This is a genomic window from Ramlibacter sp., assembly GCF_041916345.1.
Classification (GTDB): domain Bacteria; phylum Pseudomonadota; class Gammaproteobacteria; order Burkholderiales; family Burkholderiaceae_C; genus Ramlibacter.
On the sequence record NZ_JAYRZR010000053.1, the window covers coordinates 1 to 19,890 of the forward strand.

Here is a 19,890-nt window from a genome sequence, read left to right on the forward strand (position 1 = left end):
ACCAACGCCCGCACCAACGCCCGCACCAACGCCCGCACCAACGCCCGCACCAACGCCCGCACCAACGCCCGCACCAACGCCCGCACCAACGCCCGCACCGACGCCCGCACCGACGCCCGCACCGACGCCCGCACCGACGCCCGCACCGACGCCCGCACCTGTCGGTGTTGTGGCCGCCGCGCAGATGCTGGACAACCAGGTGGTGACGTTCGCGAAGCTGTTCGTCGAGGCAGCGACTCAGCAGCAGGAGGATGCGGATGCGCGGCAGAAGAGGGGAGATCCAGCGGCGGCGGACATCGTCCTGACGGATACGCAGTGCAAGCGTTGAGGGAACGCTGGGGTTGCGCTGCGCTCCACCCCAGCCTACAGGGAACCCACGTGGTCGGCTGTTCGTAGGCTGGGGTGGAGCGCCAGCGCAACCCCAGCGTTCCCCCGCCAGCCCGCCATCACCCCCGCGGCCGGAACTCGATCACCACCGGCGTCGGCACGCGACCATCGGTGTCGCGCGGCAGGGTCTCGGTCTTGTCCAGCGCGCGCAGCACGGCCTCGTCCCAGGCCTTCACGCCGCTGCTGCGCACCAGCCGCTTGCCGACGATGGTGCCGTCCGGCGCCAGTCGCACCTCGACCTCGGCCCGGGGATTGCCCGTGGCCTCCTCGGTGAACACGATGTTGGGCCGCACCTTGGCCTGCACCCGGCCGGCCCAGCCGGGCGAGGGGCCGGCGGATTGCTGTGCGGTGCCGCGGGCGTCGGCCGCGCCTGACGCGCCGGCCAGACCCTGGATGCGCTTCATATTCTCGTCGCGCAACTGGGCGAGCTTCTTCTCCTGCGCCTCCTGCTCACGACGCTTCTGCTCCGCCTCGCGCTTGCGCGCCTCGGCGAGCTTCGCCTGCTCTTCCTCGCGCTGCTTGCGCTGTGCTTCCAGCTTGCGCTTGCGGTCCCGCTCGCGCTGCTCGGCCTCGGCGGCTTCACGCGCCTCCCGCGCCTTGCGTTCACGCTCCAGGGCGATCTGTGGATCGGGCACGGCGGGCGGCGCGGGCGCGACCTTCGGCGTCACCACGGGCGGCGGCGGCGGGGGAGGCGCGAGCACCTCGCGCGGCGCAGCCTGCTGCGGCAGGGCCGCCCACAGCTCGGCTTCGGCGGTGGCCACGGCGGCCTCGCGCTTCCATTGCACGCCCCAGGCCAGGGCTGCGACCAGTGCCCCATGTGCCAGGATCGCCAGGCCCCAGCCGCGGATCAGCCCGCCGGGCGCGGGCGGCGCGAACTCGATGCGGTCGAAATGGTCTGGCATCGCGTGCCCTGGCTCAGCGTTCCGCGAGCTGCACCGACAGGCCCACGCGCTGCACGCCGGCGCGCTGCAGCGTGTCCATCACCTTCACCACCACCTCGTACTTCACGCTGCGGTCGGCGCTGATGACCACCGCCACGCTGCCGGGCGCCTTGCCGGCCTGGGCTTTCAGCACGGCGGCAGCCACGTCCTTCTGCGCCACGGGCGCGGTCTGGTCGGCGGTCTTGATCTGCAGGGTTTCGTCCTTGCCCACCACCACCTGGATGATCTGGTCGGGCTGGCGGCTGGCCTTGCCCACGCTGGGCAGATCGATCACGCTCGGCGTGATCAGTGGCGCGGTCACCATGAAGATGATCAGCAGCACCAGCATCACGTCGATGAACGGGACCATGTTGATCTCGTTCATGGCGCGCCGGCCCCGGCTGCTGCGGTGCGAAACGTGCGGCATGCCGAGAGGGCCCTCAGCGGCCCGAGGCGCTCTGCGCGCCCAGGTTGCGTTGCAGGATGTTGGAGAACTCCTCGATGAAGGTCTCCAGGCGGATCGCCACGCGGTCGATGTCGCGCGCGAACCGGTTGTAGGCCACCACCGCGGGAATGGCCGCGAACAGACCCAGCGCGGTGGCCACCAGCGCTTCGGCGATGCCCGGCGCCACGGTGGCCAGCGTCACCTGCTGCAGCGCGCCCAGGCCGGTGAAGGCGTGCATGATGCCCCACACCGTGCCGAACAGGCCGACATAGGGCGAGACCGAGGCGACCGAGGCCAGGAAGGACAGGTGCGTCTCGATCACATCCAGCTCGCGCTGGAAGCTCGCGCGCATGGCGCGCCGCGCGCCATCCATCAACGTGCCGGCATCCGTGATGCGGCGTTCCCGCAGCTTCTGGTACTCGCGCATGCCGGAGGCGAAGATGCGTTCCATGGGGCCGGCCGTGCGTGCGTTCTGCGCGGCCGCCGCGAACAGGTCGTTCAGGCTGGTGCCGGACCAGAACTCGCGCTCGAAGGCCTCGTCCAGCGCGTTCACGCGCTTGAGCGAGAACAGCTTGCGGAAGATGGCGGCCCAGCTGGTGACGGACACCAGCAGCAGCAGCAGCATGACGGCCTGCACCACGAAGCTGGCGCCCAGCACCAGCTGCAGGATCGAGAGGTCTTGGTTCATGTCGGGGCGAGCACTTGCAGGATGTCAGGTGGAATGCGGCCCGGGCGCAGGCTGGCCGCATCCACCCAGCCGATGCGGATCGTCCCCTGTGCCAGCACCGTGCCGGCGCGCGTGGCCTCCTGTGCGATGACGAGCGAGGCGCGCCCTCTCTCGTGGAGTCGCGCGGTGACGCAAAGTTCATCGTCCAGGCGCGCCGGCGCGACATAGCGCACCGATGTCTCGCTCACCACGAACATGCCGCCGCTGCGCTCGCGCAGGTCGGCCTGGCCGATGCCCAGCGAGCGCAACCACTCGGTGCGCGCGCGCTCGAAGAACTTGAGGTAGTTGGCGTAGAAGACGATGCCGCCGGCGTCGGTGTCTTCCCAGTACACGCGCACCGGCCAGGTGAAGGCCGAGGTGGCTGTCATCCGGCCAGGGCCTCCAGCCGTGCCACCGCTTCGCGCAGGTGGTCCATGGAACTGGCGGTGGAGAAGCGCACGTAGCGCGCGGTGTCGGCGGTGCCGAAGTCACGGCCGGGGGTGATGGCGATGCGGGCCTGCTCCATCAGCGCGAAGGCGAAGTCCCAGCTGCCCTGCACGCCCAGCCTCGCGGCCAGCGTGGTGCAGTCCGCCCACGCATAGAACGCGCCGTCGGGCATCACCGGCACGTGCAGGCCGACCCGGTTCAGCGCGGGGATGAAGAAGTCGCGGCGCGCCTTGAAGGCCGCGCGGCGCTGCTCGTACTCGGCGATGCTCTCGGGCTCGAAGCAGGCCAGCGCCGCGTGCTGCGCCACCGTGCTGGGGCAGATGAAGAGGTTCTGGGCCAGTCGCTCCACCACCGGCACCAGTGCCTCCGGCACCACCAGCCAGCCCAGCCGCCAGCCGGTCATGTGGAAGTACTTGGAGAAGCTGTTGATGCTCACCACATCGTCGCCCAGCGCCAGCGCGGTCTGGCCGAAGGCCTCGTCGTGGCTCAGGCCGAGGTAGATCTCGTCGGCCAGGGTGATGCCCTCGCGCGCCCGCACGAAGGCATGGATGCGGGCCAGCTCATCGCGCGCGATGGAGGTGCCGGTGGGGTTGGAAGGCGAGGCCAGCAGCACGCCGCGCGTGCGCGCGCCCCAATGCTCGGCCACCTGCGCGGCCGTGAGCTGGAAGCGACCTTCCGCCGTGGTGGGGATCAGCTTCGCCTCGCCTTCGGCGGCACTCACGAACTGCCGGTTGCAGGGGTAGCTCGGGTCCGGCATGAGGATCTCGTCGCCTTGGTCCACCAGGGCCAGGCAGGCGAGCTGCAGCGCCGCCGAGGCGCCCGCGGTCACCACGATGCGGCGCGCCGGTACGTCCACGCCGAAGCGCGTGGCATACCAGCCGCTGATGCGCTCGCGCAGGGCATCGAGGCCGCAGGCCTGCGTGTACTGCGTGGCGCCGTCGCGGATGGCGCGCGCGGCGGCCTCCTGCACCATCGGCGGCGCGGTGAAGTCGGGCTCGCCGATGTTGAGGAAGATCATCGGCCGGCCGGAGCCCGCGGCCTCGCGCGCGATGCGGGTCGCGGCCTTGGCGACCTCCATCACGTAGAAGGGTTCGATGCGCTCGGCGCGCCGGGCGATGCGCATGCGGCCGCTCACCCGCGTGCCTTGCCGGCCGCGCGGTCGGCCGCCACCTCGGCCGGGCGCAGCGTGGGCGCCAGCGCGCTCAGCACCGCGTTCACGTACTTGTGGCCATCCGTGCCGCCGAAGGCCTTGGCGAGCTCGATGCATTCGTTCAGCACCACGCGCCAGGGCACGTCCATCGCGTGGCGCAGCTCGTAGGCGCCGATCCACATCACGCCGTGCTCGATGGGCGAGAGCTCCTGCAGCTTGCGATCCAGCAGGGGCTCGATCAGGGCATCCAGCTCGGCGGCTTCGCGGATGCAGCCGTGCAGCAGGGCGTCGAAGTGCTCGGCGTCGGCCTTGTTGAAGCCCGACAGGTCGCGGGTGAAGGCGTCGATGGCCTCCGCGTCCTGGCGGCCGACGAGATGCTGGTACAGCGCCTGGATGGCGAACTCGCGCGCGCGGCTGCGCGGCGGCTTGGAGGCAGACTTGCGGGGCGGCGATGCGGTCATGGGCGGGCGCTCATCCCAGCTCTTCCAGCAGGTTGGCCATCTCCACCGCCACCTGCGCGGCGTCGGTGCCCTTGACCGTCTGCCGGGCCTCGGCCTGGGCCAGGTTCTCGGTGGTGATGATCGCGTTGGCGATCGGGATCTGATAGTCCAGCGCCACGCGGCTCACGCCCGCGCCCGACTCGTTGGCCACCAGCTCGAAGTGGTAGGTCTCGCCGCGGATGATGCAGCCCAGGGCCACGAGCGCGTCATAGCCGCCCTTCTCGGCCATGGCCTGCAGGGCCACCGGCACTTCCAGTGCGCCGGGCACCAGCACGTGGTCGATGTTCTTCTCTTCCACGCCCAGGCGCAGCAGCTCGGCGCGGCAGGCCGCCGCCAGCGTGTTGGTGATGCCCTCGTTGAAGCGGGCCTGCACGATGCCGATCACCAGCTTGCGGCCATCGAGCCGGCTCGCGGCTCCCTTGTCTGCGCCAAACATGCGTTTCCTTGTCGATTCAGGGGGTGGGACGCGGCGTGTAGCCCGTCACTTCCAGGCCATAGCCGGCCATGCTGGGCATGCGGCGCGGCGTGCCCATGAGGTTCATGCGATGCACGCCGCATTCGCGCAGGATCTGCGCGCCCACGCCGTAGGTGCGCAGGTCCATGCGGCCGCGCTCGGGCGCCTGGGCCGAGCGGGCGGTACCGGCGAACTGGGCCAGCAGCTGCTCGGCCGATTCGCCGCAGTTCAGCAGCACGGCCACGCCGCGGCCGGTGGCCTCGATGTGGCGCAGGCTGGCCTCCAGGCTCCAGGAGTGCATCTTGCGGTTGCTCTCCAGCACGTCCAGCACCGACAGCGGCTCGTGCACGCGCACCGGCACTTCGTCGGCGGCGGTCCACTCACCCTTGACCAGGGCCAGGTGCACGCCGCCGCTGGTCTTGTCGCGCCAGGCCAGCGCGCGGAAGCCGCCGAAGGCGGTGTCCAGCACGCGCTCACCCAGCTTCTCGATCAGGCTCTCGTTGCGGCTGCGCCAGGCGATCAGGTCGGCGATGGTGCCGATCTTCAGCCCGTGCTCGGCGGCGAACACCTGCAGGTCGGGCAGGCGGGCCATGGTGCCGTCGTCCTTCATGATCTCGCAGATCACGGCGGCCGGCGTGCAGCCGGCCATGCCCGCCAGGTCGCAGCCGGCCTCGGTGTGGCCGGCGCGCATGAGCACGCCGCCATCCACCGCCTGCAGCGGGAACACGTGGCCGGGCTGCACCAGGTCATCAGGTCGTGCATCGCGTGCCACCGCCGTGCGCACGGTGTGGGCGCGGTCGGCGGCGGAGATGCCAGTGGTCACGCCCTCGGCCGCCTCGATGGAGACGGTGAAGGCCGTGCCCATCTTGGTGCCGTTGCGCGTGGCCATGGGCGGCAGCTGCAGACGCTCGCAGCGTTCGCGGGTGAGGGTGAGGCAGATCAGGCCGCGGCCGAAGCGGGCCATGAAGTTGATGGCCTCGGGCGTCACGTGGTCGGCCGCGAGCACCAGGTCGCCTTCGTTCTCGCGGTCTTCCTCGTCCACCAGGATGACCATGCGGCCGGCCTGGAGGTCGGCCACGATCTCTTCCACCGGGGAGATGGGGGCGGGGGCGTTCATGCGGGCTCCTTCGCCGCGGCGGGCGCGAGCATCCGCTCCACGTAGCGCGCGATGAGGTCCACCTCCAGGTTGACCGCGCTGCCGGCGGTGAGGCTGCCCAGGGCGGTGTTCTGCACGGTGTGGGGAATCAGGTTGATGCGCATCTCGGTGCCTTCGGGTCCGTCGGCCACGCTGTTGACGGTGAGGCTCACGCCATTGACGGTGATGGAGCCCTTGTAGGCCAGGTAGCGGCCCAGCGCCGCGGGCGCCAGCACGCGCAGCAGCCAGCTCTCGCCCACGGGCGCGAGTTCGAGCACGCGGCCCACGCCGTCGACGTGGCCGGAGACCAGGTGGCCGCCCAGGCGGTCATTCGCGCGCAGCGCCTTCTCCAGGTTGATGGGGCCTTCGCGGTCCAGCCCGGCGGTGCGGGCCAGGGATTCGGCGGAGATGTCGATGGTGAACCAGCCCGCGGGGGCGTCGAAGGTGGTGACGGTCATGCAGGCGCCATTGAGCGCGATGCTGTCGCCCAGGCCGACGTCGTCGAGGTAGCCGGGAGGTGCGTGCACCGTGAGGCGCTTGCCGTGGGCGGCGCTGGCGCCGAGGTCGTGCAGAGCGGCGATGCGCCCGACGCCGGTGATGATGCCGGTGAACATCCCGGCATTGTCTCAAATGCGCGAACGGCCCGCCGAGGCGGGCCGTTGCTCAGGGGGCGGGGGCGGCTACTTCCAGCACTCGTCGCGCGACAGGCCGGTGCCGGTGACGCCACGCACGCCGGTGGAGGTGAGGGTGAAGGACCCGCACTTGTCGCTGGTCATGGAGGTGCCCGACACAGGCGCCATGGTGAGCGTGTAGGCGGTCGTGGTGGCCGTGACCGACAGCTCATAGAGCTGGGTGCCATCCGCGGGGGACCGCTTCAGGCCCCCGGGGATCTTGTCGATCACGTCGTTGCCCGCCCGGTCCGCGTCGTAGCGGTCATTGGCGGTGTAGAAGCGCTGCATGAACTGCGCCACCTGCAGCAGCTGGGTGCGCGCGTCCGCGCGCCGCCCCTTGGCGATGTGCGAGGTATAGGCCGGCACCGCGATGGCGGCGAGGATCCCGATGATCGCCACGGTGATCATCAGCTCGATCAGGGTGAAGCCGCCTGATCGTCGCGACGGCCGTCTCGGGATGGATGCGCGTTGGGTCATGGGTTTCCTCGTCGATGGTCAGGCGGCATCCTAGCGCAGGAACAGCTGGCGCCACTGGCGGCGTGTGCCGCCCGAGGCCGGCACGATGCAGGTGTTGGTCAGGCGGCAGGAGAGGGAGATCAGCGTGGCGCCGGGGTCGCCGCCGCTCACGTTGGCGTAGGTCGTGACCAGCTCGTTCTTGGAGACCAGCAGGTTCACGTTGCGGCCGTCGGCCTTGCCCTCGATGCCGCTCACGATCAGGTCACTGGTGTCCACGTTGCCGTCGCCATTGGTGTCCAGGATGGCCTCCGTCGGGCCGGCACCGTTGAGTGCGTCCACGATGTACAGGTAGCCGGTGCCGCCCGAGGTGTTGGCGCAGGGGTCCAGCGACACGTTGGTGGGCGAGATCGTGTCCGCCACCGCGAAGCGCGAGGCCAGCAGATCCAGCGGGTACACCAGGCGCTGCCCCGAGTTGGGGAAGTTGATGTACCAGCCCCGCTTGGGCGTGGCGCCGGTGTAGGGCACGTCGTTGGTGGAGATCGAGAAGTAGGTGTTGCCGTTCGGCGCCACCACGCCGGTGCTCACCGTCTGCTGGACCAGCAGCGAATTGCTGGTCAGCGGCACACCGGTGTAGACGGACGCGCCGAATTCGGCCGAGTCCCACACGCCATACAACGTCTGCTGGGCGGTCGTGTTGATGTCGGCCACCTCGAAAAACTTGCCGGTGCCGAACACGACCATGTAGCCGGGCTTGGGATCGGTGGTGCCGAGAATCGGCAGCGGCAGCACCGACGGGATCGCCGTGATCGGCTGGTTCGCGCCGGCCGCGTACAGCGGCTGGCCGCCCAGATCCACGCCCCAGCTGGCCGGGCTGGCGTTGTTGAGGTTGAACTTCCACATGTTGCCGCGCAGGTCGCCGGCATAGACGCCGATCACCTGCTGGTTGGCATTGCGCACCACGCGGATGCCGCCCAGGCCGTTGCGGTTGCCGGAGCTGCAGGCGCCCGAGGCGGTGTTGATCTCGCGGATCAGCGCACCGGTGGCCAGGTTCACCACGAACAGGCGCGCGGTGCAGGCGGCGCTTTCGTAGCCATTGCCGAAGATGGCGACCCAGGTGCCGTCGAGCGTGACGCCCGTCTGCACGTCCGTCAGCACGTGGCCGAGCTGGCTGAACGCTGCCTGGGAGGAGTTGATTTCCCACAGCACGTTCGAAGCGGTGATGTTGGTCGGGCTGCTGTTGATGCCGGTGACGTCGATGGCGAACACGCCCGCGCGAGGGCTGGTACCACCGCCGGACGCGATGCCCGCGCCGGCACCGGTGGTGCCGATCACGATGTTCTTCCAGCCGCCGCTGATGTAGGCGTCATGCTCGGTCAGCGGGCCGTCCACGTAATAGCGGTGCACGTAGGCCTTGTCGGCGAGCTGGTTCAGCGTGCCCAGCACCGCGTGCGGCACATAGGCGAACACCTCGATGCCGCCCGGGGTGAGCGTGGCTTGCGTGGTCGCGTCGTATGTGCCATCGCGGAAGGCGTGCAGCATGCCGTCGTTGCCGCCGACGAAGATCACGCCCTCGGCGCGCGCCTGCTTCAGGCCGACGAACGAGCGGTAGCTGGAGTAGCCCGGCACGCTGGAAGGCAGCAACTGGTAGTTCATGTCCAGCGAGTCCTTCACGTAAACCGGCGTGGAGTTCACGATGTCACCCAGTCGCGTGAGGCGCGGCCGGTAGATGGCCGTGGGGTCGGAGGAGGTACTGCTCGTGTCTTCCTTGGACGCATCCCCGCGCAAGTAGTTGATCAGGTTCGCGTTGACCGTGCCGTTCATCTGCGAGGTGAGCGAGCCCATGTCGGCGAAGGTGAAATTCACCGCCCGGGCACCGCTGGTGGCCCCATTGCCCACCGCGATGCGGCGCTGGGCGTGGTCGGGCATGATCGACGAATAGGTGCGCGCGCCGGTGGTCGGGTCGGTGTAGGTCAAGGTCTCGATCTGCCACGCAATGCCGTTCTGGGCGCCGGTGGATTCGTCCAGCGTGTACGCCGTGACGTTGCCGTTCCAGGTGACGGGTGTGTAGGACGGTGTGTACTTCTTGGTGCCGCGCGTCAGGCTGGTGGCCGACACGGCCACACCGGACTGCGTGCCCTCGCGACCGGAAATGTCGGACATCATCTTGGTGATGGCCTCGTTCAGTTCGTCGGCACGGCTGGCGTTCAGCAGGCTGCCGCGACCGTTGATCGTCGCATGCCACATGTCGTCAATGGCGCTGCGTGAAGAGGCGGCGGGCGCATTGGGCCAGTTCAAGGTCCGTGCGGCACCGTTGCCCGTGAGCGACTGCAGAACAGCCGGATCTGCATTGTTGAGCGTCCCGGTCACGCCCAGGCCGATGGCGAAGAAGTTCATGTGCTGCCAGAAGGCCTCGTCCGAGGCCGTTGGCGCCACGTTGTTCGGCAGGTCCGGGCGCAGGTCGTTCACCCAGTACTTCATGGCGATGTCGGCGAACGTGTTGGACCGCGTGATCCCGTTGCCATCGCTGTAGGGGCCCACCGGTGTGTACTGGTAGCTGGAGGGCGAGGTGATCAGCGGGCCGTTGGCGCTGTCGACGTCGGAAAGGGTGATCGAGTCGGTGTAGTAGCCGTCGGTCATCAGCATGCCGTAGGAGCGCCGGCAGGAAGCATGGTTGTTGTTCGCGGAGCCAGAGTCCGTGATGGATCCGTTGCCGGTCGGTGAGTCGGCCCAGGGCCCATTGTTGTCCTGGCGCTGGTAGTACTGGCCCATGCGGTTGACGGTGGCCAGATTGGGCGTGCTGCTGGTCCCGGTAATGCCATAGAGCCAATCCAGGAATTCCTTCTGCACGGTCGAGTCGTAGCGCCGCACGCCCTTGTCCAGCGTGGAGGCACTGCCGCCGAGCGCGCTGATTCGGCCCCAGCCCAGGCGGAAGGTCGGGTCGAGCGGCTGGAAGGCCAGGCCGATGCCGGTCTTGGCTAGCTTGTAGCGCGTGCTGTGGTACTCCTTCCAGTTTGCATAGTTCTGCCGCTCTTCAGCCCAGGTGCAGTACGCGGCATTCGCTACGCAGTCGGTGCGGTTGCGGAACTTGGGGTACTGCGTGGTGGTGCTGTTGGCGGTGTTGGGGTAGGCGATCACGCTGGCGCCGGTGGCTAGATCGGACGACAACGGTGTCCAGCCAGGCGTGAAGTAGCTGGCTGTGGTCGTCGGCGTCCCGGTCCCATCCCATTTTTGGTTCTGCACCGTGGCCGCGACCGAGCTGCAGACGGTGGTGCCCAGGGTGGCGCCGCCGCCGGGCGACGTGTTGCCCAGCGTGGCGACCGGGCAGGCCGTGTAGCCCGAACCCGGATTGGTGATGCTGATGCTGGAGACCACGGTGGTCGGTGCGGTCACTGCAGTACCGGTGGCGACCGTGCCGGCGCTGGGCGTGGTGAAGGTGACTGTTGGGGCGGAGGTATAGCCCGTGCCGTTGTTGGTCATGGTGACGGAAGTCACCGCGCGCTGGTTGCCGGTGGTACGCGTCACCACATAGCCTGTGCGCGTGGTGGCGGGGGAACCGCACGTGACGCTGGCTAAGGGCGTGCTCGTGTAGCCGTAGCCCGGATTGGTGATGGTGAAGCTCTGGATCCGCTGGTTGCCGGTGCCTGTGCGTCGAACGGCTGTTCCCGTGGCACCGGTACCACCACCGCCAGTGAACGTGATGGTGCAGCTGTTGCCGTTGTTGGGGAAGGTGGGCGGTGTGCCCGGGTTCGCCACGGACGCGACGCCTCGGCCCAGCGACGTGGTGTTCACGGTGCCGGCCGCGCCTGACCCGCCGCCTCCGCTGAAGGTCACGTTGATCGTGCCGGAAGACGGGTAGTTGCCGCCGGAAGAGATGTTCACCGACGTCACACGGTTGACGGTGGCCAGATTCACCGTGCCGGTGGCCCGGACGCCGGCGCCAGGTGGTGTCGGGAAACTGACGGTGACACCGGCGGGGTATCCACTGCCCCCGTTGGTGACCGGAACACTCGTCACGCTGTACGACAGCGCAGACGGCGGCTTGTAGAAGTAGACGTTGAAGCTGCTGATCAGGGAGGCATCCCCCGCGGCCTTGAACGTTCCGTCGAAATTGATCTGCCGCGTGTACGTGAGGCGCGGGTCGTAGTACATGCGGTTGGTGTCCGGCGACCGGCCGTAGGGGCTGGGCGGCGGAAAGTCCTTCCAGCGGAAATCGCAGCCATCGTCACTCACGCTGCCGCAATCGTTGTTCGGGCCGCTGGCGCCATAGGCATGGCTGGACGCGCCATGCTGGTAGATGGCGGTTCCTTCCATCGACCCCGAGTTGTCGAAGATGAACACGATGTTCGGTTCCACGGCCGCTGTGCGGGACAGCAGGGGATCCTGCGCGATCTGCGCGTGGAGCACGGCGACATTGCCGCCCAGCGCCAGGGCGCCCAGCAGCAGCTTCACGAGGGATTGGAGACGGGGCATGGAGTAACTCCCTTACTCGACTTCAAGGGTGGACTGCAGGAAGACCTCGGTTCCCACGGGGCGGCCGGTACCGTCGGCCACCTCGGGGCCGAAGCCTCGCGCGGTGATGAGATAGGTGGTGGTGGTGGAGAGCGAGCCGGTCGAGCTGACGACCTGCAGGCGCTCGATCACGCATTCCGGGTTGCGGCTGTAGGTGGTGGAGGCGCCGTTGACGTCGGTGTCCTGCAGCACGTAGACGCCGGTGCGGGTGCTGTCCCAGTTCGCCGTGGTCACGCCCAGCGGCGTGCCGGCGGGCACGCTGTTGATCGTCATGCCTCCGGGCAGGGCGGTGCCGGCCTTGGCATTGGCCGTGACGGCGGATTCGCAGATGCGCAGGGCGATCTCGGCCGCCTCGTTGGCGAGCTGGGTGGTGCGCACGTTGCCGGAGACGCCTTCGCTGGACTGCGCGTTGCGGATGCTCAGCGCGGCGAGCATGGAGATGATCACCAGCATCACCAGGGCGATGATCAGGACCACGCCCCGCTGCCGGCCGCAGCCCGCGCGCCGCTGGATGGGAGATGTCTTCATGGTGTGTCAGAACCCCATTCGGTTGCGCAGCACGATGGTGGTGGAATAGGCCCGTCGCAGGCGCAGGTCGGGCGGGGAGGTGATGAGCGCTCCACTGCAGTCGTAGTAGCGGGCGGAGTCGGTGTCGGGCGCCACCGGGTTCTCGCTGCGCACGATCAGGCACACGCGCACGGTGCCGACCTTGGCCCACTTGTCGGCGTCGGACAGGGCGTTGAAGGCGGCGTCGCTCGTGGCGCCGAACTGCGAGGCCGACAGGTAACCGGCCACGGTGAGCGTGGTGGTGGCGCTGGACGGCGCCACACCGTAGGTGATCTGCATGTCCTCCACGTTCTCCACCAGCGGCTGGGCCGAGGAGCTGGTGCCGTTGCCCTTGCAGAACAGGCTGGGCGTGGTGATGGCGGTGGAGGTGCCCACGTAGAAGCGGTTCTCCGCCAGGTAGAAGGCGGGCGTGGCGGTGATCACGGCGGAGGCCGTGGTACTCCACAGGGAGACCGTGCCGTTGGTGGTGGTGGTCAGCGCCGCGCCCATGCAGTCGGTCGGGTTGCCGGACCCGTCGGCCACGGTGTTGTAGCGGTCGGCCTCGTACACCACGGCCAGCGAGTCCCGGCCGCTGCCGCCGGGGCAGGTGAGCGAGGCGATGCCCGCTGCGGTGGTGACGTCGCTGTAGGTCTGATCGCAGCCGCGGATGGCGAAGCTGCCGGTGTTGAAGGCCGGGTTGCGCGGCGAGGCGGCCGAGTAGTTCGGCTGCTTGGGGTTGTTGCCGGCCATCTTGATGTGCTGCGACAGGATGGCCAGGGCGGCCTGGGCATCCTCGTTCATGCGGGCCGACGACTCCGCCACGCGGCTGGAACCCGCCGCGCCGATGTAGGCCGACACGATGGCGATCATGATGACCAGGCCGATGGCCAGGGAGACCAGCAGCTCGATCAGCGTCAGGCCGCGCTGGCGCGCCGCGCTGGCGCGCCCGTGCGTCGTCTGGAGAGTCATAGTCTGAACCGGATGAGGATGCAGCGTGGCTGCGTGGTGAAGGCGGAGAAGGCAGGGGCTTCAGCCGGGTCGGGGCACTGGTCGACCTCGCTCGCGTTCACGGCGGCGAAGGTGGTGGGTTCCTGCCAGATCACCCACAGGTAGCCCTCGTTGGTGTTGCAGGCGCCGTTGCAGATCATGCGCATGCCACCCTGGGGCAGCTCACGGCGCAGGGTCTGGTTGGTCTCGTTCTTGTCCCTCGTCGCCATGCTGGCAGCTGTGCACGCGGGGTAGTCGCACGGCACCACGGTCGGCAACGTGGCGGCGAACGTCATGGTCTCGTCGTAGCTGCCGGCCTGGAAGCCTTCGACGTTGGCCCGCATGCGCTCGATGTGACCCGCGGCGATGGACACGGCCGTCGCCCGGTAGGCCGAGAACTTGGGCATCTGCACCGCGTAGGCCATCATGCCGCTCAGCGCGAGCATGCCGAAGGACAGGATGAGGATGGTGACGAGGATCTCGATCAGCGAGGCCCCGGACTGGTGGCGCATGGGCTTGTCTCTCATTCGTTGGCGGTCCCGCAGCTGGCCGTGCCATCCCCCGCGATGCGGCCGCGGCCGCCGGCGCTGACGCAGATGACGCGCTTGAGGTCAGTGGCGAAGTTGTCGCCGCCGAAGACCAGCTTGGCGGCGGAACCCGTGTCGCTCAAGCGGCCGGTGGCGGTGAAGCGGAACTTGGTGGAGGCGGTCGAGGTGCCCTCCAGGACGGTGTCGACCGAGCCAAGTGCCGCCTGCACGCGCAGCGTGGTGTCGCCCGTGGAGTAGTCACCGTTGCCATCGATGTCGTGGAAGATGATCCAGCCGGTGGCCCAGCCCTTGCCGGTGGAGCCGGCGTCGGCCGCGCAGGACGGCGTGGCGGCCTCCGGCGAATCGGTGCGGCACAGCACCACGCGGCCGCCGCGCCGGACCGACTCGCTGCGGGCGTACCGCATGTCGGCCAGGAAGGTGTTGACGCCGGTCGCCATGGCGTTCGACCGCACGGTGCGCAGGAACGACGGCGCCGCCAGCCCCATGAGGATCGCCAGAATGGCCATGGTGACCAGCAGCTCGATGAGAGTCAGTCCGCGCATCTTGTCCATGGGGCGCAGTATTCGTGCGGCGGCGCGGGGCGCCAACGGGCGCCGGACCGGTGGCGGGCACTCACCGACCGGCGGTCGGGGGCGGGCGCGCGGGCGTGATCAGTTGCTCGCCGGCGTGGGCCGCGGGCCGCGGGCGCGTGCCAGCAGCCGCACGTCGGGGCCGACCCGGTCGACCTGGGTGAACTCGAAGGCGAGCCGGTCGTCCAGCCGCTCCAGGGCGCCGAGCTCGGCCAGGGGCCGACCGGTGCCCAGCAGGCAGGGCGCGACGTAGGCCAGCAGCTCGTCCACCAGCCCGGCCCGCAGAAGGGATCCGTTGAGCTTGTGGCCGGCCTCGACGTGCAGCTCGTTGATGCCCCGGGCAGCCAGGTCGCGCAGGAGGGCGGCGAGATCGACCTTGCCGCCCGGCCCCGGCAGCAGCACCACAGTGGCGCCGCGGGCGGACAGTTCCGCCTGGCGAGCGGCGTCCGGCACGGCGCCGTAGATGATCAGCGGTCGCTGCACGCCCCACAGGCGGGCTTCGGCCGGCAGCTGCAGCCGGCTGTCCACCACCACCAGGGCGGGCTGAGCCGGCGCGGGGACCAGCCGCACGTCGAGCAGCGGGTCGTCGTCGAGCACGGTGCCGATGCCGGTGAGCACGGCCCCGGCGCGCAGCCGCCAGGCATGACCGTCCTGGCGCGCCTCGGGGGAGGTGATCCACTGGCTGGCGCCGTTGTCCAGCGCCGTGCGGCCGTCCAGCGAGGCGGCCACCTTCATCCGCACCCAGGGCAGGCCATGCGTCATGCGATGGATGAAGCCGATGTTCAGTTCGCGGGTCGCCTCGGCGCCCGGGCCCTCCACCACCTGCACGGCGGCCGCGCGCAGGCGCGCGAAGCCCTGGCCGGCCACCAGCGGATTGGGGTCGCGCAGCGAGGCGACCACGCGGGCAATGCCGGCGGCGGCCAATGCGTCGCAGCAGGGGCCGGTGCGGCCCTGGTGCGCGCAGGGCTCGAGCGTGACGACGGCGGTGGCGCCGCGCACGTCGTGGCCGCGGGCCGCGGCGTCGGCCAGCGCCATCACCTCCGCGTGGGCCTGGCCGGCCGGCTGCGTGTGGCCGCGGCCGAGCACCCGGCCGTCGGCGGCGAGGATCACGCAGCCGACGCGCGGGTTCGGCTCGGTCAGGCCCACGGCCTGGCGCGCCAGCGCCTGCGCCTCGGCCAGGGCGGCGGCTTCCGTGCCTGTGATTTCGTCCGGCTTCATGCCGCCACTATCTCACTGTCGCGGCGGTCACGGCGCACAGCCGGCCGAGGGGGGTGAAACCTAGAGTTTCCAGCCATGAACCACCCCGCCGCACCCGCCCGCCGCGCGCCTGGCCGCGCCGCACCCGACCCGCGCCGCGTGCGCGGCTTCACCCTCATCGAACTGGCCATCGTGGTGGCCATCGTCGGCACGATGGTCTCGATGGCCGCGCCCTCGCTCACGCGGCTGGCGGATTCGGTGCGGCTCACCGGGGCCTCCAACAGCCTGCTCAGCTCGCTGCGGCTCGCGCGCAGCGAGGCCCGCAAGCGCGGCGACCGGGTGCTGATGTGCAAGTCGGCCGACGGCCTGGCCTGCACCACCGCCGGCGGCTGGGAGCAGGGCTGGATCCTGTACCAGGACCGCAATGCGAGCGGCGGCCTGGACGAGGGCGACACCGTCATCCAGGTGCAGCAGGCGCTGCCGGGCCGGCTGTCGATCACCGGCAATCGCCCGGTGGCCTCGGCCATCGCGTATTCACCCATCGGGGTGAGCCGTGGCGTCTCGGGTGCCATGCTCTCGGGCACGATCACGCTGTGCCGGCGCTCGCTGGAGCCGGTGGCCGCGCGGCAGATCGTCATCAGCTCCGGGGGCCGGCCGCGCGTGAAGCAGCTGGAGGTGGATCACTGCGGTTGAGGCGGGCGCCGCCCGCGCCGTGGCTCAGCGCCGGATCTCGTCGACCACGGCGCGGAACTCGTCCACGTCCTCGAAGCTGCGGTAGACGCTGGCGAAGCGCACGTAGGCCACCTTGTCGAGCTTCTTCAGCTCCCGCATGACCAGTTCGCCGATGCGGGAGCTGGGAATCTCGCGCACGCCCAGGGCCAGCAGCTTCTCCTCGATGCGCTCCACGGCGGCGTCGATCTGCTCGGTGCTGACCGGCCGCTTGCGCAGCGCGAGGTTCATGGAGCCGAGCAGCTTGGCGCGCTCGTAGTCGATGCGCCGGCCGTCCTTCTTGACGATGGAGGGGAAGGCGACGTCGGGCCGCTCGTAGGTGGTGAAGCGCTTCTCGCAGTGCGCGCACTGCCGGCGCCGGCGGATGAAGTCCCCGTCTTCGGCCATGCGCGTCTCCACCACCTGGGTGTCGGCATGGCCGCAGAACGGACATTTCATCTCGGCTCAGCGGTAGACGGGGAAGCGGCGCGTGAGGGCGTTCACCTGCTCGCGCACGGCGGCGATGTTCGCGGCATCGCGCGGGTTGTCCAGCACGTCGGCCACCAGGTTGGCGGTGGCGCGTGCTTCCTCTTCCTTGAAGCCGCGGGTGGTCATGGCGGGGGTGCCGATGCGCACGCCGCTGGTGACCATCGGCTTCTCGGGGTCGTTGGGGATGGCGTTCTTGTTGATGGTCATGTGGGCGTCGCCCAGCACGGCCTCGGCTTCCTTGCCGGTGATGCCCTTGGCCCGCAGGTCCACCAGCATCACGTGGCTTTCGGTGCGGCCACTCACGATGCGCAGGCCGCGCTGGGTGAGCGTCTCGGCGACCACCTGCGCGTTCTTCGCCACCTGCTGCTGGTAGATCTTGAAGCCGGGCTGCAGCGCTTCCTGGAAGGCAACGGCCTTGGCGGCGATCACGTGCATCAGCGGGCCACCCTGCAGGCCGGGGAAGATGGCGCTGTTGATCGCCTTCTCGTGCTCGGGCTTCATCAGGATGATGCCGCCGCGCGGGCCGCGCAGGCTCTTGTGGGTGGTGGAGGTCACCACGTCGGCGTGCGGCACCGGGTTGGGGTACACGCCCGCGGCGATCAGGCCGGCGTAGTGCGCCATGTCCACCATGAAGATCGCGCCCACATCCTTCGCGACCTTGGCGAAGCGCTCGAAGTCGATGCGCAGCGAGTAGGCGGAGGCGCCGGCGATGATGAGCTTGGGCTTCGTCTCGTGGGCCTTGCGCTCCATCGCGTCGTAGTCGATCGCTTCCTCGGCGTTCAGGCCGTAGCTCACCACGTTGAACCACTTGCCGCTCATGTTGAGCGGCATGCCGTGCGTGAGGTGGCCGCCTTCGGCAAGGCTCATGCCCATGATGGTGTCGCCGGGCTTGAGGAAGGCCAGGAACACGGCCTCGTTGGCCTGCGCGCCGGAGTGCGGCTGCACGTTGGCGCAGGGGGCGTCGAACAGGCGCTTGACGCGATCGATGGCCAGCTGCTCGGCCACGTCCACGTGCTCGCAGCCGCCGTAGTAGCGCTTGCCGGGGTAGCCCTCGGCATACTTGTTGGTCAGCTGGGTGCCCTGGGCGGCCATCACGGCCGGCGAGGCGTAGTTCTCGCTGGCGATCAGCTCGATGTGGGCTTCCTGGCGGCGGTTCTCGGCCTGGATCGCGGCCCACAGCTCGGGGTCGGTCTGTTCGATGAGGATGTTGCGGTCGTACATGTCGGCAGTTCCTTGGACGAAAGGTCCCTGGCTGGCAGGGCTGCCCAGGCGAACGGCGGGACGCCGGCGGGGCCCGAAACGGGGGCCGGCGGTACGCTTCCCAGTGGTTGGCGGCGCGGGCGGTGCCCTTGCCTGGTCCACGTCAGCGCCGAAGGGGGCGCCTATCGCCAGTCGCGTACCGGCCGGAGTGTAGCGCAGCCGCGCCGCTTCAGGAGACGACGGCAGCGGCGACCGGCACCGCTTCGGTGGTGTCGGCCGGGCGCGGCGCGACGGGCTCCGCGGGCGTCGGCGCCACCGCGCGGATCGGCGCCGGCGGCGAGACCAGCGGCACGCTGCGGCCACTGGCCACCTGCTGCAGCCGGGCGTGCTCGGCCAGCACCTTGTCGGCGTAGCCGCCGTCCTCGGGCAGGTGGGCGGCGCCCACGTAGTAGCGCAGGCCCGCCTGGATGGAGCCGCCGCGCTGAATGCATTCCTGCAGCACCTTGACGCCCACGCGCAGGTTGCTCACCGGGTCGAAGGCGGCCAGCCGGCCGCCGAAGCTGTCGTACTTCTCGCTGTGCACGCCGGTCATCACCTGCATCAGGCCCTGCGCGCCCACCGGGCTCTGCGCGAACGGGTTGAAGCCGGATTCGATGGCCATCACGGCCAGGATCAGCGTGGGATCCAGCTTGGTGCGGGCGCCCACCTGGTAGGCCTCGGCCACCAGGGCGGCCAGCGGCTCGGGTGCCACGCGGTACTTGCGGCTGAGCCAGTAGGCCACGGCCGCCTGCTCCTTGGGCAGGTCGCGCGGGTTGACCGCCGTGGCGCGGTCGATCGCCGCCAGTTCGGGCACCAGGCCCAGGGCCTCGGCCTGGCGGGCATGCAGCCAGGTCATGAGCTGCGCTTCACCCACCTGGCGCAGGTCGGGCCGCGCGACCAGCGTGACGGTGGCGAACACCACGGCCAGGCCGACCACGGCAAAGCCGTTGTGCGTGATTTCGAGAAAGCCGTGGGCCACGTCGGACACGAAAGTCCGGAGGCCATCGACCCATTGACCAGACGCTGTCATCGCTCTTCCTTTCTACGCGCGGGCCCACAGCGTGGCCGGGCCGCGTGGCGGCTCGGACAAACTGCTGGCTCCTCGTTTGGATGGATACGCTTCGGACCTTGGCGCTGCCTCCTGCGGGAGGGGTTTCCGGCGCGGTCCGAGCTCGCCGGTTTTCGGCAGCGGATTCGGGTTGTCCCTGAGTCTGTGGCAGGAACGGGGCGGATTCTAGGGGGGTGGCAAATACCAGGTCAAGAATATGGATCGTGATTTTTATCTCGGTTTGGGCATTCACGTGGAGGAGGCTGACAGGCTGGGGAATCCCTCGGAGAGGAGGCGAGAAGTGGACTATCCCCTTGATTCAAAAGCAGTCACAGCTCTCAAAATGAGAGCAATCGGCCAATTCCCACCCAGCCCGAGCTGACAGCCCCGCCGACTGGACGCCGATGTCTAACTGGATGAGCGGCGCGGCATGGGGCGCCCTGGGTCAGCGGGTTGCACGCCTGTCAAGCCACTTGCCGCAATCAGTGGCCCGGGCGTTATTGAAAAGATGGATTGGCAATCGGCCCCTGCCTCCACTAACTTGAAGGCGTCCGAGCAATCGGGCACCTGCCGGTAGGATCGCGTTTCACGCGAAGCCCCGGCCACTCTTGGAGGCAATCGTTGCCTCCTGCGCGGCGCGGACCTCAACTCTCCGCGTTCGCGAACCCAGACGGCGCGGCCTGCGGCTGCCCGTCCAGCCCGGCAGGCGGCTTCAGGCCACCTCCGGGCTTTCTCATTTGTGCCGCGGGATGGCGGCACCGGGCACGGGCTGGCGCAAT

At 69.5% G+C, this 19,890-nt stretch carries 21 protein-coding genes; 2 read left to right on the forward strand and 19 right to left on the reverse strand.

Annotated elements, in window-relative coordinates:
• Positions 1 to 184 precede the first annotated feature (184 nt).
• Positions 185 to 328, forward strand: coding sequence for a hypothetical protein (locus ACE3T5_RS13920; protein ID WP_374668651.1), 144 nt, complete (start codon positions 185 to 187; stop codon positions 326 to 328).
• Positions 329 to 446: 118 nt separating this feature from the next.
• Here the strand turns inward: ACE3T5_RS13920 and ACE3T5_RS13925 are convergent, their stop codons facing one another.
• The 16 genes from ACE3T5_RS13925 to ribD all read right to left on the reverse strand — a co-directional run bounded on the left by ACE3T5_RS13925 (position 447) and on the right by ribD (position 15,648).
• Positions 447 to 1,289: a TonB family protein gene (locus ACE3T5_RS13925; RefSeq protein ID WP_374668652.1), complete on the reverse strand. Its 843-nt coding sequence runs from the start codon at positions 1,287 to 1,289 to the stop codon at positions 447 to 449.
• Between the two features lie 13 nt (positions 1,290 to 1,302).
• Positions 1,303 to 1,734, reverse strand: coding sequence for an ExbD/TolR family protein (locus tag ACE3T5_RS13930; RefSeq protein ID WP_374668653.1), 432 nt, complete (start codon positions 1,732 to 1,734; stop codon positions 1,303 to 1,305).
• Between the two features lie 13 nt (positions 1,735 to 1,747).
• On the reverse strand, positions 1,748 to 2,440 hold the full coding sequence (gene tolQ / locus ACE3T5_RS13935; RefSeq protein ID WP_374668654.1) for a protein TolQ: 693 nt from the start codon (positions 2,438 to 2,440) through the stop codon (positions 1,748 to 1,750).
• A complete protein-coding gene (gene ybgC, locus ACE3T5_RS13940; RefSeq protein ID WP_374668655.1) occupies positions 2,437 to 2,847 on the reverse strand; it encodes a tol-pal system-associated acyl-CoA thioesterase in 411 nt (136 codons plus the stop codon). The genes tolQ and ybgC overlap by 4 nt, the downstream gene beginning before the upstream one ends.
• Positions 2,844 to 4,028, reverse strand: coding sequence for a pyridoxal phosphate-dependent aminotransferase (locus tag ACE3T5_RS13945; protein WP_374668656.1), 1,185 nt, complete (start codon positions 4,026 to 4,028; stop codon positions 2,844 to 2,846). Before ACE3T5_RS13945 ends, ybgC begins: the two co-directional genes overlap by 4 nt.
• A gap of 8 nt (positions 4,029 to 4,036) precedes the next feature.
• Entirely contained in the window at positions 4,037 to 4,516 is a 480-nt protein-coding gene (gene nusB / locus ACE3T5_RS13950) for a transcription antitermination factor NusB (RefSeq protein ID WP_374668657.1), read from the reverse strand.
• 10 nt (positions 4,517 to 4,526) lie between these two features.
• Complete coding sequence (gene ribH / locus ACE3T5_RS13955) at positions 4,527 to 4,991, reverse strand: 6,7-dimethyl-8-ribityllumazine synthase (protein ID WP_374668659.1); 465 nt, start codon at positions 4,989 to 4,991, stop codon at positions 4,527 to 4,529.
• Between the two features lie 16 nt (positions 4,992 to 5,007).
• Positions 5,008 to 6,126 carry a bifunctional 3,4-dihydroxy-2-butanone-4-phosphate synthase/GTP cyclohydrolase II gene (gene ribBA, locus ACE3T5_RS13960; protein WP_374668660.1) on the reverse strand — a complete coding sequence of 373 codons (1,119 nt, stop codon included), beginning with the start codon at positions 6,124 to 6,126 and terminating at the stop codon, positions 5,008 to 5,010.
• Positions 6,123 to 6,758, reverse strand: a complete 636-nt coding sequence (locus ACE3T5_RS13965; protein WP_374668661.1) for a riboflavin synthase — start codon at positions 6,756 to 6,758, stop codon at positions 6,123 to 6,125. The genes ribBA and ACE3T5_RS13965 overlap by 4 nt, the downstream gene beginning before the upstream one ends.
• 66 nt (positions 6,759 to 6,824) lie before the next feature.
• Positions 6,825 to 7,292: a type IV pilin protein gene (locus ACE3T5_RS13970; protein WP_374668662.1), complete on the reverse strand. Its 468-nt coding sequence runs from the start codon at positions 7,290 to 7,292 to the stop codon at positions 6,825 to 6,827.
• Positions 7,293 to 7,322: 30 nt separating this feature from the next.
• The gene (locus tag ACE3T5_RS13975; protein WP_374668663.1) at positions 7,323 to 11,741 is read right to left on the reverse strand and encodes a PilC/PilY family type IV pilus protein; all 4,419 of its coding nucleotides are present in this window, start codon (positions 11,739 to 11,741) and stop codon (positions 7,323 to 7,325) included.
• A gap of 12 nt (positions 11,742 to 11,753) precedes the next feature.
• Positions 11,754 to 12,308, reverse strand: a complete 555-nt coding sequence (locus tag ACE3T5_RS13980) for a hypothetical protein (protein WP_374668664.1) — start codon at positions 12,306 to 12,308, stop codon at positions 11,754 to 11,756.
• Positions 12,309 to 12,314: 6 nt separating this feature from the next.
• Entirely contained in the window at positions 12,315 to 13,295 is a 981-nt protein-coding gene (locus tag ACE3T5_RS13985) for a PilW family protein (protein ID WP_374668665.1), read from the reverse strand.
• Positions 13,292 to 13,825, reverse strand: a complete 534-nt coding sequence (gene pilV, locus ACE3T5_RS13990; RefSeq protein WP_374668666.1) for a type IV pilus modification protein PilV — start codon at positions 13,823 to 13,825, stop codon at positions 13,292 to 13,294. Before pilV ends, ACE3T5_RS13985 begins: the two co-directional genes overlap by 4 nt.
• Before the next feature lie 11 nt (positions 13,826 to 13,836).
• A complete protein-coding gene (locus ACE3T5_RS13995; protein WP_374668667.1) occupies positions 13,837 to 14,412 on the reverse strand; it encodes a GspH/FimT family pseudopilin in 576 nt (191 codons plus the stop codon).
• Positions 14,413 to 14,511: 99 nt separating this feature from the next.
• Positions 14,512 to 15,648: a bifunctional diaminohydroxyphosphoribosylaminopyrimidine deaminase/5-amino-6-(5-phosphoribosylamino)uracil reductase RibD gene (gene ribD / locus ACE3T5_RS14000; RefSeq protein ID WP_374668668.1), complete on the reverse strand. Its 1,137-nt coding sequence runs from the start codon at positions 15,646 to 15,648 to the stop codon at positions 14,512 to 14,514.
• Between the two features lie 75 nt (positions 15,649 to 15,723).
• On the opposite strand from ribD, the gene ACE3T5_RS14005 reads away from it, so the two are divergent.
• Complete coding sequence (locus ACE3T5_RS14005; RefSeq protein WP_374668669.1) at positions 15,724 to 16,320, forward strand: GspH/FimT family pseudopilin; 597 nt, start codon at positions 15,724 to 15,726, stop codon at positions 16,318 to 16,320.
• 24 nt (positions 16,321 to 16,344) lie between these two features.
• Here the strand turns inward: ACE3T5_RS14005 and nrdR are convergent, their stop codons facing one another.
• The 3 genes from nrdR to ACE3T5_RS14020 form a co-directional block, all read right to left on the reverse strand.
• Positions 16,345 to 16,794: a transcriptional regulator NrdR gene (gene nrdR, locus ACE3T5_RS14010; RefSeq protein ID WP_374668670.1), complete on the reverse strand. Its 450-nt coding sequence runs from the start codon at positions 16,792 to 16,794 to the stop codon at positions 16,345 to 16,347.
• 6 nt (positions 16,795 to 16,800) lie between these two features.
• Positions 16,801 to 18,045, reverse strand: coding sequence for a serine hydroxymethyltransferase (gene glyA / locus ACE3T5_RS14015; protein ID WP_374668671.1), 1,245 nt, complete (start codon positions 18,043 to 18,045; stop codon positions 16,801 to 16,803).
• A 208-nt stretch (positions 18,046 to 18,253) separates the two neighbouring features.
• Positions 18,254 to 19,093: a transglycosylase SLT domain-containing protein gene (locus ACE3T5_RS14020; protein ID WP_374668672.1), complete on the reverse strand. Its 840-nt coding sequence runs from the start codon at positions 19,091 to 19,093 to the stop codon at positions 18,254 to 18,256.
• Positions 19,094 to 19,890: the final 797 nt, after the last annotated feature.

What these genes read in the sequence shown, in the direction of transcription:
- ACE3T5_RS13980 (WP_374668664.1), bottom strand. Translation starts at nt 12,308, where the DNA reads ATGAAGACATCTCCCATCCAGCGGCGCGCGGGCTGCGGCCGGCAGCGG.
- glyA (WP_374668671.1), bottom strand. Translation starts at nt 18,045, where the DNA reads ATGTACGACCGCAACATCCTCATCGAACAGACCGACCCCGAGCTGTGG.
- ACE3T5_RS13970 (WP_374668662.1), bottom strand. Translation starts at nt 7,292, where the DNA reads ATGACCCAACGCGCATCCATCCCGAGACGGCCGTCGCGACGATCAGGC.
- ACE3T5_RS14005 (WP_374668669.1), top strand. Translation starts at nt 15,724, where the DNA reads ATGAACCACCCCGCCGCACCCGCCCGCCGCGCGCCTGGCCGCGCCGCA.
- tolQ (WP_374668654.1), bottom strand. Translation starts at nt 2,440, where the DNA reads ATGAACCAAGACCTCTCGATCCTGCAGCTGGTGCTGGGCGCCAGCTTC.
- nrdR (WP_374668670.1), bottom strand. Translation starts at nt 16,794, where the DNA reads ATGAAATGTCCGTTCTGCGGCCATGCCGACACCCAGGTGGTGGAGACG.
- ACE3T5_RS13920 (WP_374668651.1), top strand. Translation starts at nt 185, where the DNA reads ATGCTGGACAACCAGGTGGTGACGTTCGCGAAGCTGTTCGTCGAGGCA.
- ybgC (WP_374668655.1), bottom strand. Translation starts at nt 2,847, where the DNA reads ATGACAGCCACCTCGGCCTTCACCTGGCCGGTGCGCGTGTACTGGGAA.
- ACE3T5_RS13930 (WP_374668653.1), bottom strand. Translation starts at nt 1,734, where the DNA reads ATGCCGCACGTTTCGCACCGCAGCAGCCGGGGCCGGCGCGCCATGAAC.
- ACE3T5_RS13975 (WP_374668663.1), bottom strand. Translation starts at nt 11,741, where the DNA reads ATGCCCCGTCTCCAATCCCTCGTGAAGCTGCTGCTGGGCGCCCTGGCG.
- ribH (WP_374668659.1), bottom strand. Translation starts at nt 4,991, where the DNA reads ATGTTTGGCGCAGACAAGGGAGCCGCGAGCCGGCTCGATGGCCGCAAG.
- nusB (WP_374668657.1), bottom strand. Translation starts at nt 4,516, where the DNA reads ATGACCGCATCGCCGCCCCGCAAGTCTGCCTCCAAGCCGCCGCGCAGC.
- ACE3T5_RS13965 (WP_374668661.1), bottom strand. Translation starts at nt 6,758, where the DNA reads ATGTTCACCGGCATCATCACCGGCGTCGGGCGCATCGCCGCTCTGCAC.
- ribBA (WP_374668660.1), bottom strand. Translation starts at nt 6,126, where the DNA reads ATGAACGCCCCCGCCCCCATCTCCCCGGTGGAAGAGATCGTGGCCGAC.
- ACE3T5_RS13925 (WP_374668652.1), bottom strand. Translation starts at nt 1,289, where the DNA reads ATGCCAGACCATTTCGACCGCATCGAGTTCGCGCCGCCCGCGCCCGGC.
- pilV (WP_374668666.1), bottom strand. Translation starts at nt 13,825, where the DNA reads ATGCGCCACCAGTCCGGGGCCTCGCTGATCGAGATCCTCGTCACCATC.
- ACE3T5_RS14020 (WP_374668672.1), bottom strand. Translation starts at nt 19,093, where the DNA reads ATGACAGCGTCTGGTCAATGGGTCGATGGCCTCCGGACTTTCGTGTCC.
- ACE3T5_RS13985 (WP_374668665.1), bottom strand. Translation starts at nt 13,295, where the DNA reads ATGACTCTCCAGACGACGCACGGGCGCGCCAGCGCGGCGCGCCAGCGC.
- ribD (WP_374668668.1), bottom strand. Translation starts at nt 15,648, where the DNA reads ATGAAGCCGGACGAAATCACAGGCACGGAAGCCGCCGCCCTGGCCGAG.
- ACE3T5_RS13995 (WP_374668667.1), bottom strand. Translation starts at nt 14,412, where the DNA reads ATGGACAAGATGCGCGGACTGACTCTCATCGAGCTGCTGGTCACCATG.
- ACE3T5_RS13945 (WP_374668656.1), bottom strand. Translation starts at nt 4,028, where the DNA reads ATGCGCATCGCCCGGCGCGCCGAGCGCATCGAACCCTTCTACGTGATG.